The following is a 14,139-nucleotide window of genomic DNA, read 5'->3' as shown; positions in this document are numbered from 1 at the left end:
GGCCAATCATAAGTCTTTAATTTCAAATGCTCAAATTGACAGCCTGAGCGAATTGCACGAACATTAAATTTTATGCACAAACGACCTCGGATAGGCATCTCTATGCGTATTGAGCACGAGAGCAGGCGTTTTTATCTCGGTCGCGATTACAGCGAGGCGGTCTGGGCGGCGGGCGGTGCTCCTGTTCATATACCACTGATACCGGAGCGTGATCTTATTTCGACTTTAGTTGCCGGGCTTGAAGGTGTGTTATTACCAGGAAGTGATTGTGATCCTGACCCATATCTTTTTAGCGAAGAGCCATCTCCAGCTCTGAGAAAGGTATTTCCTGAGAAGGATAAGACAGATCTTTTACTTCTGGAGGAATGTCAGAAAAAGGGACTTCCTGTCTTCGGGATCTGTTACGGTATGCAGATAATGAATGTATTCCGTGGCGGAAGTCTGATCCAGGACATCTCCTCGCAGGTGGAAGGAGCCATAAACCATGAGCAGGGCACTCCGCTTGACAGGCTTTCGCATCAAATAAATATAGAACCTGATTCTCTGCTCTCAGAGCTGGCGGGTAGTAAAGTAAGAAATGCCAGAGTCAATTCACATCATCATCAGGCAGTAAAGAAGGTTGGAGATCGCTTGAAGGCCGTTGCTCATACAGCTGATGGGGTTATCGAAGCGATTGAAAGTACCGAACCTACTGAATTTTTTGTTGGCGTTCAGTGGCATCCGGAACTAAATTGGCGGGGAGAGGATCTTTCAGCAAAATTGTTCAGGCGGTTCGTTAGCAAATGTGAATATAGATAAAAATAATAATTGCATAGGTTATTGGGTTCTCATTAAGGTTGATTGTGAATTTACTTTATGTGCAGGAGATATCTAGAAAGTACTTAAGGAAATGTTGTAAGCCGTTTAATTTGAACAGATAAGTAATAGAGTATGCAGCATATTCTAGAAGTTGTAATCCCGACATTTACAGTAACTTCTTAATTGATTTGGACAGCAGAAGCTATGAATAACCCTTTCGTCATTGCCATCGCAGGCTGGTTTCTACCGGGGGCCGGGCATTTGGTACAAGGACAGACCGTTCGTGGGGCGGTCGTCGCATTCGTGGTATGGTCGATGTTTATTGTCGCTATACTAAGTGGAGGAGCATATTATCCTGGTTTCGAATTTAAGGATGGCCAGTTACTCTACATCTTGAATATGTTTGCCACCTTCGGAAATGGCCTCGGCGACCTTCTAAGCTTTGTTTTTGCAGTGAATCCTGATCCGACGGTTGCTGCACGGGCGAGTTTTGAATATGGGGGGCGTTTCTTGGAGGTCTCAGGATTGTTGAATTATTTGGCGGTTATCGACGCTTTGGATATCCATTATGGGAGGAAAGAATGAGCCATTTCCTTTATCTGGTCGGATTCGGATTCTTTGTATCTGTTATGTTTGCTGTCTTCAACAACGGCTCGGTTCGTGACCGTTTTTTGTATGGTTTGAAGACCTTCGCTCAATTTGTTGGAATCAGTCTTCTCATAGCGTGGATCTTATACTTCATACCATGGTAAATGCTTGATGCCGGTTCAATGTCTCAGAGCCTTTCTCTCTTTCCCGAACAGAAACTAAATGTCGTTGATCGAAACAGAAGGGATCGTATTAAAGTGCCATGACCTTGCGGAGGCGGATCGTGTGGTCGTGGTCTTAACGCCAGACCACGGGATAGTTAGAGCCGTGGCAAAAGGCGTAAAGCGATTGAAGAGCAGGTACGGCAGTTCACTAGGGCCATTCAATCATGTCCGCCTGACCTATTTTCAAAAAGAAGAACGCGAATTAGTATCTCTGCAGGAATGTGAGCTTTTAAGATCGAATTTTCAGGTCGCTGCAGAACCTCAGATGCTCCAACTCTATTCGTATCTTGCTGACCTTCTTCTTGCGCTTGTCCCGCCTAACGATCCTAATGCATTGGTGTTTCGAATGACAAAAGCCTGTATGGCATCTGGTAAGTTGAATGAATGTGAGATCGGCCTGATAAAGACATATTTTGAGATCTGGCTTCTTCGTCTGTCGGGATATTTAATTGAATGGCGCAAATGTTATAAATGTGAACGCGAATTTTATCCGGACGAAAGACCCTACGTAGAGGCCGGTCTGCGTTTTGTCTGCTCCGCCTGCCCCAAACGGACTTTGGCCGAGTTTGCTCCTGACGGATGGTACAAAGTTTTCCACAATGTGGAAAAGCTGCCACCGACGGATGTTTTAGCAATCTCTGATGAGCTAAATGCTGCTAAAGAGGTTTCACAACTTCTTGTTCCCGTGATTGAACGCGCCTTAGATAGATCTATAACGACATTGCGTTCGGTGGCGGTAGATGGCTTGATTCGATGATCCGAACCGGGAAAAGTATCTCATTTTATCTTCTCCGGACTGTAGTGCCGTATGTGCTGATGTCCTGGGCACTCCTGACCGTAGTGCTATTTGTACAACAAGCAGGTAAGTTTAGCGATATATTCCTTGATTCCCAGATCCCGTCCAGATTTATTTGGCAACTTGCAATGGCACTTGTGCCAAGTGTGGTTTCGTTTACGGGCCCAATGGCCGTACTTGTTGGCGTAATAATCGGTCTTTCAAAAATGCAGGGTGACGGTGAATTGACCGCGATCAGGGCAGCTGGCGTAGGAAACTTTGGGATAGCGTTACCTGTCGCGTTAGTAGGTGGAGTACTTTCTCTTGTAGCTCTTCTTGTGAACTTATTCGGATTGCCTTTAGCGGCCAGTGTAGTTCGAACGGTCGCTGTACAAGCAGCGATCCATAAGCTTGAATCACCGATCGAGCCCGGAACCTTCAACGCAGATATATCGGGGTACACGGTATATGTCGGGCGTGGTGATAGGGAGACTGGGCAATGGAAAGACATTTTCATATTTGCAGAGGAACCGAAAAGCGGCACTGTGCGTCTGATAACGAGTCGGGAGGGTCGGGTTGATGCATCTGAAAAGCATTCCGAACTTGTGCTGAGTAATTCGGAATCGTTGACCCTAACTAAAAGTGAAAAAGGTACTAAAGCTATTCGTGAAACACTGGGAGAGGTGAGGCTTGCGATCCGGACTGAGCGTGACGAGTTAATAGAAAGACTGGGTAAACGGGAACTGAATATCGAGGAGCTTGGCCTTGCTGAGCTTTCAGCTGCGGCGACGAGTGATAATGTCGAGACTAGGCTTGAAGCAGGTATAATATGGCAACGCCGTCTGGTTCTTACCATTGCTCCGTTAATGTTTTGTGTTCTGGGTACAGTGCTCGTATTGCGTTTCAATCGAGGTGGGAAGGGGTTTGGAATAATCCTCGCTCTTGCGACCCTAATAGGTTTTTATTTGATCGCATTTCTTGGTGAGCAGATCGTTAGGACAGGAAAGTTTCCGATTATCGTGGCATCGATGCTTCCTATATCAGCTGCGATCTCTGCAACTATATGGTTTGCATTCGGGTCCAGGCTCGGACTCGGTGAAAGGCTATTGTCTTTAGGTTGGTCGCGGATGCCGAAAGCGACAGACCGAACCTCACCGAAGCGTTCTAGCGTGTTTCTAGATCTTACGACAGGCCTGCGTGATTTTGATATTTTGATCGGGCTGATTCGCTATTATGTTTTATCACTTATCTTTCTAGGTTCGATATTTATTATTTTTACCGCATTCGAATTATGGCGATTTGCCGGTAAGATCGATGGGGGAGAGGTTCTTCTCGGGAAGTACATATTCTTTTTACTCCCTTACGTTTATCTGAGCCTTGCACCTTCGGCGGCTTTGATATCAATCCTTGCCACGTATGTAATAAAATCGCGCCAGAATGAGATAATCACTTGGATATCATCCGGCCAAAGTCTTTATCGCCTTTTACTTCCATGCTTTGTCTTAATGTTATTTCTAGGTACCATAAACTGGTATATTCAAGAGAGCGTGGCCCCGATGAGCAATCGGGCCCAGGATAGGTATCGTAATGCTATTCGAGGTAAAGGGGAGACTAAGGAGGTATCGGGAAGGTATTGGGCTCGGATCGGTGATCGAATTTATACATTCAGAGCAAGAGGTTCGAGTAATAATGTTACAGCGTCTGATAATGAAATATCTCGATCTTCATTAATTTCGCGGCTTCCTGAGCCACCCATGATGATAGACCTGATAATTTTTGAGTTTGATGCGGATAAAGGGCACTCGCAAAAGATGTACCGTTCCGCTATCGGTGATTGGATGGATGGAAGGATCGAGTTTCTGGATCCGGGGCGATCAATCATTGATGTACAAAGCGGTGAGGAGAAGATTGGAATGGACGCTCCATCTTTTCTGCCTGAGGTGGCCGATCCCAGGGGAGGAGCGATTCGAAAACCGATCCAGATGAGTTCAGCGGAGATTAGAGAGCAATATCGGATCGGTGTTTCCGAAAGTGGTGAACGGCTTTACGATATTGCTCTGCAAAAGCGCAACTCGACCATCTTTTTGCCATTTATAATCGCTCTTTTTACCGCGCCATTTTCTCTCTCATTAAGAAGAACGGGAAAAGTATTGAGCGTAGCCCTAGCTATAGCGCTCTGGCTAGTATTTCTCGGCGTTACCACGCTTTCGGAGCAACTCGGCACCAGCGGGATGCTTGACCCGGCTGTGGCGGTCTGGGCCCCGCTTTTGCTTTTTGCCGCTTTGGGATCATTTCTCATAACTAGACTTCGCACCTGAACGTTCAGATTAGTATATGGGCGGTCGATTAGTATGAATACTTAGAATGCAAAGTTTTTTTGCTACGTTTGTGAAATAGATCGAAATATTTCAATTCTGTTACAAACAACATTTTGCTGTTCAACAATTTTTGTTATAATCCTCTAGCCATGCAGCGGAGCAGGTTGGGCGGTCGCTTCTTTTGAAGAAGAGGAAAGTCCGAACACCGTAGGGCAGCGAGCCGGATAACATCCGGGCACCCGGCGACGGGTGACGACAAGTGCAACAGAGAGCAGACCTGCCTCAGAAGAGGTAAAGGGTGAAAGGGTGGGGTAAGAGCCCACCGGCATGTGTGGCAACACGCGTGGCCAGGTAAACTCCTCGTGGTGCAAGATCAAATAGGGAAATGTGATATGGATGGCCCGTCCAAAGTTGGCATTGCCGACAGCATTTCGGGTAGATCGCTGGAGTCGGTCGGTAACGTCCGGCCTAGATGAATGATCGCCGACAGCGAAAGCTGTAACAAAATTCGGCTTATAGACTTGCTCCGCAGCTTGGGCACTTTTATTCATCTTAGGATCATTTCCGAAAAAATTATGGCAAACCGAAAAGGTGTTTTTATCGGGGCATATGTTCCGAACGAATTGAAGGAATCTTTGCGTCGGCGGGCGGCGGCGGAGCATAGGACTCTTTCGCAGGAAATAACATGACTGGTTGCAGGGTAAACCCAAATTCAGCCGCCTTACGGTGCAGGTTTTTAACGACCCGTTGACGATATTGCTGTTCATAGTGGTTCGCACCCGGGTCAACATAAGCCATGCCGTAGCGAACCGCATTGTAGAAGAGCACCGCCAGCTTGCGGGCTGTCGCGGTCACCGCCTTTGCCTTGCCAATACGTGCAGCCAGACGGCGATAAAAAGCACCCAGAGCAGTATTGGTTTTGCCCACTGCGACAGTGGCTCGCCGTAAATGGACTGTGACCCGATTGGTTGTTTTGCCGGTATGAGACGAGAGCACTTTGCCTCCGGACTTTTTACTGCCAGGCGAGAGCCTGAGCCACGAGGTGAAGTGCTTAGCCGAAGGCCATCGACTCAAGTCAGTGCCACACTCAGAAATCAAACGAATCGACAGGTAGGGACCTATCCCATGAATTTGAGTCAGGTCTAAGCCGATGAGCTGATAGAGGGAAGCTCGCACATCAAAGGCTATCGCAATTGTACCGCCAGCACCGATATTTTGGATGACTTTGTGAAAGGAGATCGCACTCACCACCCCAACCACAAAAACTATAGCCGCAACCCAAAAACCGCACTACTGAAACTCAGCAACAAAACCAGAAATGAACTGGATTAAAAATTAGAACCTACTGGTGAGGTCTAACGGCCTCAAATGGAGCGGTGGCCAGAAAAATAATCATCTACTCAACTGTCACAAGTTCCTCCATTATCGCAACTACCACCAGAAAAATGGCCACCGCCATCATACCCATAGATTGCTTGATTGATGACCATTGAAGAAGAAACAACTTCATTAAATGACACACGATTACGAGAAAATTGTGCTGCTATTTCATTCCTTATAGAATCATAATCATCATATGCTTCACCTAGATCAATATGATATTGAATGAAGCTGCTGCGATCACAATACATGCAGAGTGCATAACGTACTAATTTTAGATCAAGGCCAGCTTCTCGAACCGTTGTTTTAACTTGCCCTGGAGTGTAGTATCTGGATGCCCCATATCGCTTTCTGAGTTTAGAGCCAAGATTCTTCGCATAACTGCGGATAGCTAGCCATTTTTGAATATGTTGTATCATTGCTTTTTCTATCCTAGTGATGTCTAAGTCCTCGAAGTGAGTAGTGGCTAGAAAAATAAGCCACCAACCCGTGTGTTTCGTCCATCCGCTCCACTGAGTAGTTAGACACAGAGAGCAAGGCAACTTGAACTAGGAAGATTATACCGCCAGTGCCGAGGTTTTGGATGACTGGGTGAAAGGCGATCGCCCCACCACCCCCACAACAAAAACACCAGCCACACCCCAAAAACCCTGAAACTAAAACTCAGCAACAAACCCAGAAATAGACTGCAGAGAAACTAGAAACCGCTGGCGGGGTCTAACGCCTCAAATCAGCGGCGGCAACCAACCTTGAACTCAGCACCAGTAGATTTCAACTGTCCGCTGCATTTGAATTATGGGGAGACGCACACTAGAAAGGGCAGAGGAGACGACCATGCATTGGGCGACAGTATTCATGTCTACTAACATATCGTTCGCTCCTCATCTCCTACCCTAAAGCGACTGAAGAAAAGCTTACAGTAAAAAAGCGGGAGAACCTGCCAGGTTGAGAGGGCGACTATGCAGCGCAAGTCAGAAGATGACCTTACCCCAATAAAATGGACAGTTTAGTTAAGCTGCTGTGGCCTGGGTGGATTGTTGCAGGGATGACCAATACTGCTCCTCGAACTGAACCGGGGAAAGATAGTTCAACGTCGACTGCAACCGCTCTCGGTTGTAGAATACCTCTATCCATTCCACTATTGTCGTCTTGGCGTCTTCTCTTGTGGCAAAATCTCGTAGATGAACTAATTCTGTTTTCACTGTACCAAAGAAACTCTCGGCTACAGCATTGTCCCAACAATTCCCCTGGTATGTTGAGAGAGTGGCAGACCGCAATCCCCCCGGTTTCCAAAACCGTCCGCAAGCTTGGGTCGCCACACCAGCTCGAAGTGCTGAGAACTCGTAAAATCGCCTGGAGCTTAAGCCCGCATGGAGCCAGAGAGAGTGCAGTCTTCGATTTGTTTTACTTAATTTTGTTTTATTTAATTCGGAGGTCAGGGTGTGAATCAAGCCGAATCGCAGTGGGTTGGAATTGATGTCAGTCAAGCAACCCTAGAGGTTTACCTACGACCCAGTGGAGAACAGTTTCAGGTGTCTAACCAAGCATCAGCGATCGCAGAGTTGGTGCAACGGCTGCAAGCGTTTGAGATTCGACAGGTGATTGTGGAATCGACAGGCGGCTTAGAGCTAGAAGTTGCCCAAGCGCTCCAGGATGCAGGGCTAGCAATTTCCATCATCAACCCTCGGCAAGGACGAGACTTTGCCAAAGCCAGTGGCAAATTAGCCAAAACCGACCGCATTGATGCTGCCGTGTTAGCCCACTTTGGAGAAGCGCTCCGACCGCCGATTACGGTGTTAGCCAGTGATCAAGACCGAGCGCTGCAAGACGCAGTGACCCGTCGCCATCAACTGGTGGAGATGATGAGTGCGGAGAAAAATCGTCGCAGCAGTCTGCGGGGCAAGATGCGAGAGAACGTGGATCGTCACATTGAATGGCTAGAAGAGGAGATTCAACAGTTAGAGGAGGAGATTGAGCAACTCGCTCAAGCACAAGCCGAATGGCGATCGCACCTGACGTTACTGAAGGGTGTGCCTGGGGTGGGTTCGGTGGTGGCTACGACCTTAATCGCTGCGTTGCCGGAACTAGGTAACGTCAGTGATAAACGGATCAGCGCCTTGGTGGGGGTGGCTCCGTTTAACCGCGACAGTGGCAAGTTTCGCGGTAATCGCACGATCTGGGGAGGACGGGCGAATGTGCGATCGGTGCTTTACATGGCCACGCTGTCGGCGGTGCGGTTTAATCCCAAGATCAAGGCATTTTATGACCGTCTGCTGGAGCAGGGGAAAGCCAAGAAGGTGGCATTGGTGGCTTGTATGCACAAGTTGCTGCGAATTCTCAATGCGATAATCCGCGATCGCCAACCCTGGCAAGTTTCTACCTAATTAGGGGCGATCGCCCACCTTGTTCAGGGGGTCAGTGTTGTTATCTTATCCACCAGGTTTCTTATCCACCAGGTTATGGAGAGATAATCCTCGCCTTTATCTCAATTGATTCGTCAATCATGTTGGAGATAGTGTGGCTCATGTGTCTGCTTGAGTCGCTCATTTATCCTGCTCTAAAACATTTTTTGCATTCGTTTGTTCAACCCCTTAATCATTCATTGATTTCTTGACTTTCAACATAATCGCTTGCGGGGAAAGGAATCAAACATCTAAAGCCTCGCAAATAACAAAAATTAGCTTGTTGTTTCCGTCCCCTTGCGGGGAAAGGAATCAAACATCCCGGGGTACGGTACGTGGACTACACGTTCTACTTGTTTCCGTCCCCTTGCGGGGAAAGGAATCAAACATCAGGGTGCAGATTGGTACCTGTACATGGCCTCGGAGTGTTTCCGTCCCCTTGCGGGGAAAGGAATCAAACATGAATTGAACAGCTAGTTAGGAAGTGCCACGAAGAGTTTCCGTCCCCTTGCGGGGAAAGGAATCAAACATACCCCACGCAGAAACCCTAGGCTTAGTTCTAGAGGGGTTTCCGTCCCCTTGCGGGGAAAGGAATCAAACATAGTCCACGATGAACTAGGCACTATTTGTCAAGAAGAGTTTCCGTCCCCTTGCGGGGAAAGGAATCAAACATACCGAATAACCTTAAAAGACTACGACAGGGCCTATTTAGTTTCCGTCCCCTTGCGGGGAAAGGAATCAAACATTAGTAGGAGCCGTCGAAGCCTGACATACCTGACTTGTTTCCGTCCCCTTGCGGGGAAAGGAATCAAACATCTCAAGTCAGGCTATCCCAAATTCAAGTCAGCTCGTTTGTTTCCGTCCCCTTGCGGGGAAAGGAATCAAACATGGTACAACTCAGAAGTGTGCAGGCCCTATCTACTCTATGTTTCCGTCCCCTTGCGGGGAAAGGAATCAAACATAACCAAGAACTACCTTTGACTTCAATTCCTTTCGAATGTTTCCGTCCCCTTGCGGGGAAAGGAATCAAACATCTGAAGTCGCAGATCGGTTTAACGAGCTTCTAGCAGATTGTTTCCGTCCCCTTGCGGGGAAAGGAATCAAACATACAGCTTAGCCTACGATTTGTTAGAGGCTACTTTAGTTTCCGTCCCCTTGCGGGGAAAGGAATCAAACATAAAGAGAATAGCTGTACCACTGGGCATCATATCCACCAGTTTCCGTCCCCTTGCGGGGAAAGGAATCAAACATCTTGAAGGCTCTAGAGCCTCTGGATTGGAACAACCCAGAGTTTCCGTCCCCTTGCGGGGAAAGGAATCAAACATCCGTTTAAGGTTCTGGTCAACCAAATTCTTCACGAGTTTCCGTCCCCTTGCGGGGAAAGGAATCAAACATCTCTACATGCTACCGGAGTACTACCCGTATCCCTTGTTTCCGTCCCCTTGCGGGGAAAGGAATCAAACATAAACAGCGAAAGCTATCGCGTAAACAAAAAGGATCAATGTTTCCGTCCCCTTGCGGGGAAAGGAATCAAACATGACGTTAATACTGGATTGCTTATCAGCAGTTTTCGGGTTTCCGTCCCCTTGCGGGGAAAGGAATCAAACATAACACAGAGTTCGATTCCTTTATTATTTACGTAGAAGTTTCCGTCCCCTTGCGGGGAAAGGAATCAAACATAGGATTTACAGAGGCTTCAAGAGACTGTAGACAGTGTTGTGTTTCCGTCCCCTTGCGGGGAAAGGAATCAAACATTGTAGAGTCGCTGGCAGTCAAGAATATGGTGAAGAATGTGTTTCCGTCCCCTTGCGGGGAAAGGAATCAAACATACTACCAAGAGGCTAAAGGGGACTTTGAGCCGTATTGGTTTCCGTCCCCTTGCGGGGAAAGGAATCAAACATATACTCATGCAAACCCTAAGAACCATAAGGAAATCGTTTCCGTCCCCTTGCGGGGAAAGGAATCAAACATAGCGCCCTCCAGAATGATTATGTAGCAAAGCTCCTAGACAACATTTTCAAGGAGGTCAGATGATCAGCTGAATAAATGAGAATCGCTTCTAATAGGCCAGTGGAGAATAAACCCCAAACCCAGACCTGGAGAGCGATTCAAGCAGGTCAACGGAGTTATGCGGTTTTCAAGGTTCAGCAGACATCCTTGAAACGGGTTAAAAGTGTTCATAGCATAAACATTTTCTCTCAAACAGTCAAGCCAGAGCAAAGAGACCACTAAACTAGAGCAGCAGACCTTGTCCGAATGGCAACCGTTTCTCCACTGTCAAACTTCTATGGATGCTCTTCCCCTTCTCCCCCTTCCCTGGGACACCCTCCTGCCTCATCTCTCCCTCTCCGCCGCTCCTCACCTTCCTCTCACTTGGAACACCCTCCTCTGCCAAACACTTCCCTCAATTAAGCCAAGACACAAGAGAATTTCGAGGCTTAAAGGCTCGCGGATTTCAAAATGTCCGGCCCTGCCAAACGCTGGCAGAGCTGCGCCGTGCCCCGGCAAATGTAGTAGTCCTGGATCTAGAAAACTGGACGACCGAATTCATTCGGTCTTTCCGCAGAAAGCGAACATCGTTTTTGTTAAGGTGGTTGACCGCGAGAACATTGAGATCCGGATCTGGGAAAGGGCCGCGGGCGAGACATCTTCGTCAGGAACGTGTTCCAGCGGTGCAGCAGTCCTGGCAGCTTTTACAGGTCGCACCGGTCGAAAAGTGTCAGTTCACGCGGTCGGCGGCACGACCGAATTTCTTTGGCGCGACGACGATGAGATGCTCATCACCGGCCGAGCAGACCTTTCCTATTGTGGCGAGTGGCCTCTGCACAAGGGTAAAATCTAAGGCTTTTCTTCAAGCTGTTTCTTTAGTTGAACAATGAACGAACGTACGGCAGGAGACTCCACCGCATCAGGAAAGTCAGTCAAGAATCGCTCGTAGAGAGCAATCGCTTCTTTGTATTTTTGCTGTTGCTCAAGAATGCGCCCAAGCATTTGGTAAAGCACTCCGGCATCGGGAGCCGACCCAAGCTGTCTTATCGCCGCCGAGAAATTCTTTGCGGCTTCTTCATAGGAGGCGTCGGCCGTGGTTATCTCACCATCGGCTAATGCCTGTTCGGCGCGATCCTGAAAAAGCATTCCAAGACCGGTATGAGCTTCAGGCTGGACGCCTCTTCCTTGAGTGATCGCACGGCGAAAAGCCGCGATCGCCTTCTGCTCATCGCCCGTATCCTTCAGAAGCCGGCCTTCGACTGCCGAAGCTTCCGGATAAATGGGTCTTAAACGAAGCGCCGAACGAACCGCCTTGAACGCCTCTTCAATGTTGCCAATGTCTGCTTCTACACGGGCAAGTCCAAGATATGCCTCGGGATAATTGGCGCGCAGACCAATAGCTTTTCTATAAAATTCGGCAGCTTTGTTTCGATCTATCGAGGTGTGGCGTTCGCCATCCTGAAATGCAAGCTCGGCCTCGTCATTGGTCTTTGTCAAGCCGATCGTTATCTCACCGATCTGCGTCGGGAGAAGATTCCTTATCGCTTCTTTGAAACCGTACGCTCTGACGCGGATCGTTTTGCGACCTGGCGGAGGTTTTGGGATAGTGAATCTTCCGTCATCGCCGGTCTGGCCGAATTTGATATCATTGATCCAAACCAACGCCTTAGGTTCCGAAACTATGGTCAATGGGCCGGCTGCCGCCTGACCGAATAGATCTGTTTCCGCCAAAAACAACGCGAATACAGCCACAAAGACCACAAAGGATTTGCGAAAGCGAACCATTCCCACACTATATCGATGCAGCCGGAGACTCGCGGGTTTATCCGATCCTTGGATACATCTCTGATATATCCGTCTCTACTATTACGTCGTCTATACCGTCCTGATCCTTATCTTCTGAATAGAGCATCTTGATCAAAGGCGGCGCAATGAGCGTTGTCGCAACGGCCATGAACAGCACAGCCGCAAAGAATGTCTCTGTTATGACCGCAAGACTCAGGCCGATCTGAGCGACGACGATGCCGACCTCACCGCGCGGCACCATTCCTACGCCGACCTGTGCCATCTCTCGGCGAGACATTCCCCACGCACCGAGTCCGCAGCCGACAAATTTGGTCAAAACTGCAGCGACTGTGATGATCACTGCCAAAAGCACCACGGACCAATCCCTGAACACCGCGATGTTCAACTGCATCCCTATATTTACCAGAAAGAACGGAACAAGGAATTCCGTTACGCCGGAGGTTAGCTGATGCATCTTATGGTTTCCTTCCGTTGCCTCAGCCAATGCCATTCCGGCAAGGAAGGCACCGATGATCGCGGCAACACCTACGTATATCGATGCCACAGAAAGCCCCAAACACAAAATCAATCCAAGATTGAAGAATGGCTTGCTAAGCTTTAACTGCCTTACACGCGGAGCCAGTTTGTTGATAACATGCGATCCGACGGTCGCGACCAACACAACAAAGAATATCGCCATCGCGGCCGTTTTACCGAGTTCCAAGTAATTGACCGTTCCGCTGCTAAGAGCAGAAACGATCGAAAGTATTATCAAGCCAAGAATGTCATCAATGACTGCGGCACCGAGGATTATCTTCGCCGTTTCCCTATCCAAAAGACCCATCGAGCCTAACACCCGGGCAGTGATGCCGACCGACGTCGCAACCATTGCAGCACCGATGAACATCGCTTCGACGAACGAGCCGTCCCATGCCATCGCGATGAAGTAACCAGCCACGAACGGCAGAATTACACCGAGTGTACCAACCAGCAAGGCCTTTTTCCCGACCCGATAAACGCTTTGGGGCTTCGTTTCTAGCCCGACCATAAAGAGCAAAAAGATCACCCCGATCTCGGCAACGATGCTTATTAATTCAGACGGTTTTACTAATCCGAGAACACTGGGACCGATTATGACCCCGGCAAGTATCTCACCGACGACCGCGGGCTGACGGAGACGTTCGAATATCTCGGCCATCAGCTTCGCGGCCGCGATCATCAGGAACAAGGCAAGAAGTACGCTCGCGTGTTCGACCGCGGCGGCAAATATTACGGGCATATAACGATAAGTCCAGTTATGCTAACTGTGACGTGATATTCTAGCAATCGCTGTTTAACAATTCCAAAACACCAAAGCGTACGAGCGGAGTACCGCGTCTGGATCGGGTTTCTCGGCATAGCGGAGAGTGCCCCCAAACCCCAATTAACTTGATTTTTTCGGAGGTGAAACTATAATCAAATGTTCGTGGCTGGGTAGCTCAGATGGTTAGAGCGTGGGATTCATAACCCCAAGGTCGGGAGTTCGATCCTCCCCCCCGCCACCAATCTATTTGTTTTGAAAGACGGGATCAGGTGACCCGTTTTTTTTTGCCGAAGAATCCAGATCGCATTGGTTAGACCTATAAGGCAGATGGCAGTCAAGGCTGGAATTAAAGACAAGCTTGAGCAGGTGGAATGTTGTATGTCTGTTTTTGGGCTTAAGCAATTATTGGCTACCCCTACAGTGGCGACAAGAATATTTTACGTCGGCTGAAATGAATATAGTAGATGGCACGGTGTGCGGCCTGAGCATATATTGAAAAATATAGGAAAGCTCTTAATTTCAAACGGAAGTTACTGTGTGCCTTTTGGTAATGTATGATCTAAAATCGAATTCAAGT

Annotated in this window: 10 protein-coding genes, 1 tRNA gene, 1 other RNA gene, 1 pseudogene and 1 CRISPR repeat array; of the genes and pseudogenes, 8 read left to right on the top strand and 5 right to left on the bottom strand. The window is 48.3% G+C overall.

Annotated elements, in window-relative coordinates; translation table 11 throughout:
* Positions 1–102: 102 nt before the first annotated feature.
* The 5 genes from JVX88_RS09940 (at position 103) to rnpB (ending at position 5,235) form a co-directional block, all read left to right on the top strand.
* Complete coding sequence (locus JVX88_RS09940; protein ID WP_211627168.1) at positions 103–798, top strand: gamma-glutamyl-gamma-aminobutyrate hydrolase family protein; 696 nt, start codon at positions 103–105, stop codon at positions 796–798.
* Between the two features lie 204 nt (positions 799–1,002).
* Positions 1,003–1,383 carry a DUF6677 family protein gene (locus JVX88_RS09935; RefSeq protein WP_211627167.1) on the top strand — a complete coding sequence of 127 codons (381 nt, stop codon included), beginning with the start codon at positions 1,003–1,005 and terminating at the stop codon, positions 1,381–1,383.
* Positions 1,384–1,608: 225 nt separating this feature from the next.
* Entirely contained in the window at positions 1,609–2,367 is a 759-nt protein-coding gene (gene recO / locus JVX88_RS09930) for a DNA repair protein RecO (protein ID WP_211627166.1), read from the top strand.
* Positions 2,364–4,703, top strand: coding sequence for an LptF/LptG family permease (locus JVX88_RS09925; RefSeq protein WP_211627165.1), 2,340 nt, complete (start codon positions 2,364–2,366; stop codon positions 4,701–4,703). Before recO ends, JVX88_RS09925 begins: the two co-directional genes overlap by 4 nt.
* Positions 4,704–4,859: 156 nt before the next feature.
* Positions 4,860–5,235: RNase P RNA component class A (rnpB, locus tag JVX88_RS09920), an RNA gene on the top strand.
* Positions 5,236–5,300: 65 nt separating this feature from the next.
* On the opposite strand, the gene JVX88_RS09915 is transcribed toward rnpB, so the two are convergent.
* The 3 genes and pseudogenes from JVX88_RS09915 to JVX88_RS09905 all read right to left on the bottom strand — a co-directional run.
* The gene (locus JVX88_RS09915; protein ID WP_211627164.1) at positions 5,301–5,951 is read right to left on the bottom strand and encodes a transposase; all 651 of its coding nucleotides are present in this window, start codon (positions 5,949–5,951) and stop codon (positions 5,301–5,303) included.
* A gap of 152 nt (positions 5,952–6,103) precedes the next feature.
* Entirely contained in the window at positions 6,104–6,502 is a 399-nt protein-coding gene (locus JVX88_RS09910; protein WP_211627163.1) for a DUF6559 family protein, read from the bottom strand.
* A gap of 591 nt (positions 6,503–7,093) precedes the next feature.
* Positions 7,094–7,333, bottom strand: a pseudogene (locus JVX88_RS09905) (IS3 family transposase); the annotation flags it as partial.
* A gap of 192 nt (positions 7,334–7,525) precedes the next feature.
* Here JVX88_RS09905 and JVX88_RS09900 point away from each other — a divergent pair.
* Positions 7,526–8,467 carry an IS110 family transposase gene (locus tag JVX88_RS09900; RefSeq protein ID WP_211627161.1) on the top strand — a complete coding sequence of 314 codons (942 nt, stop codon included), beginning with the start codon at positions 7,526–7,528 and terminating at the stop codon, positions 8,465–8,467.
* A gap of 303 nt (positions 8,468–8,770) precedes the next feature.
* Positions 8,771–10,457: a CRISPR direct-repeat array (repeat unit 36 nt; unit sequence GTTTCCGTCCCCTTGCGGGGAAAGGAATCAAACATA).
* Positions 10,458–10,772: 315 nt separating this feature from the next.
* Positions 10,773–11,327 carry a hypothetical protein gene (locus JVX88_RS38190; RefSeq protein ID WP_225931374.1) on the top strand — a complete coding sequence of 185 codons (555 nt, stop codon included), beginning with the start codon at positions 10,773–10,775 and terminating at the stop codon, positions 11,325–11,327.
* Here the strand turns inward: JVX88_RS38190 and JVX88_RS09890 are convergent.
* Both JVX88_RS09890 and JVX88_RS09885 read right to left on the bottom strand, forming a co-directional pair.
* On the bottom strand, positions 11,324–12,259 hold the full coding sequence (locus tag JVX88_RS09890) for a tetratricopeptide repeat protein (protein ID WP_211627159.1): 936 nt from the start codon (positions 12,257–12,259) through the stop codon (positions 11,324–11,326). The genes JVX88_RS38190 and JVX88_RS09890 overlap by 4 nt on opposite strands.
* A gap of 37 nt (positions 12,260–12,296) precedes the next feature.
* On the bottom strand, positions 12,297–13,538 hold the full coding sequence (locus JVX88_RS09885; protein ID WP_211627158.1) for a cation:proton antiporter: 1,242 nt from the start codon (positions 13,536–13,538) through the stop codon (positions 12,297–12,299).
* Positions 13,539–13,726: 188 nt separating this feature from the next.
* On the opposite strand from JVX88_RS09885, the gene JVX88_RS09880 reads away from it, so the two are divergent.
* A tRNA-Met gene (locus tag JVX88_RS09880) sits at positions 13,727–13,803 on the top strand.
* Positions 13,804–14,139 lie beyond the last annotated feature (336 nt).

Source organism: Leptolyngbya sp. 7M (assembly GCF_018128485.1).
This window is presented reverse-complemented; position numbering and strand designations above follow the sequence as displayed.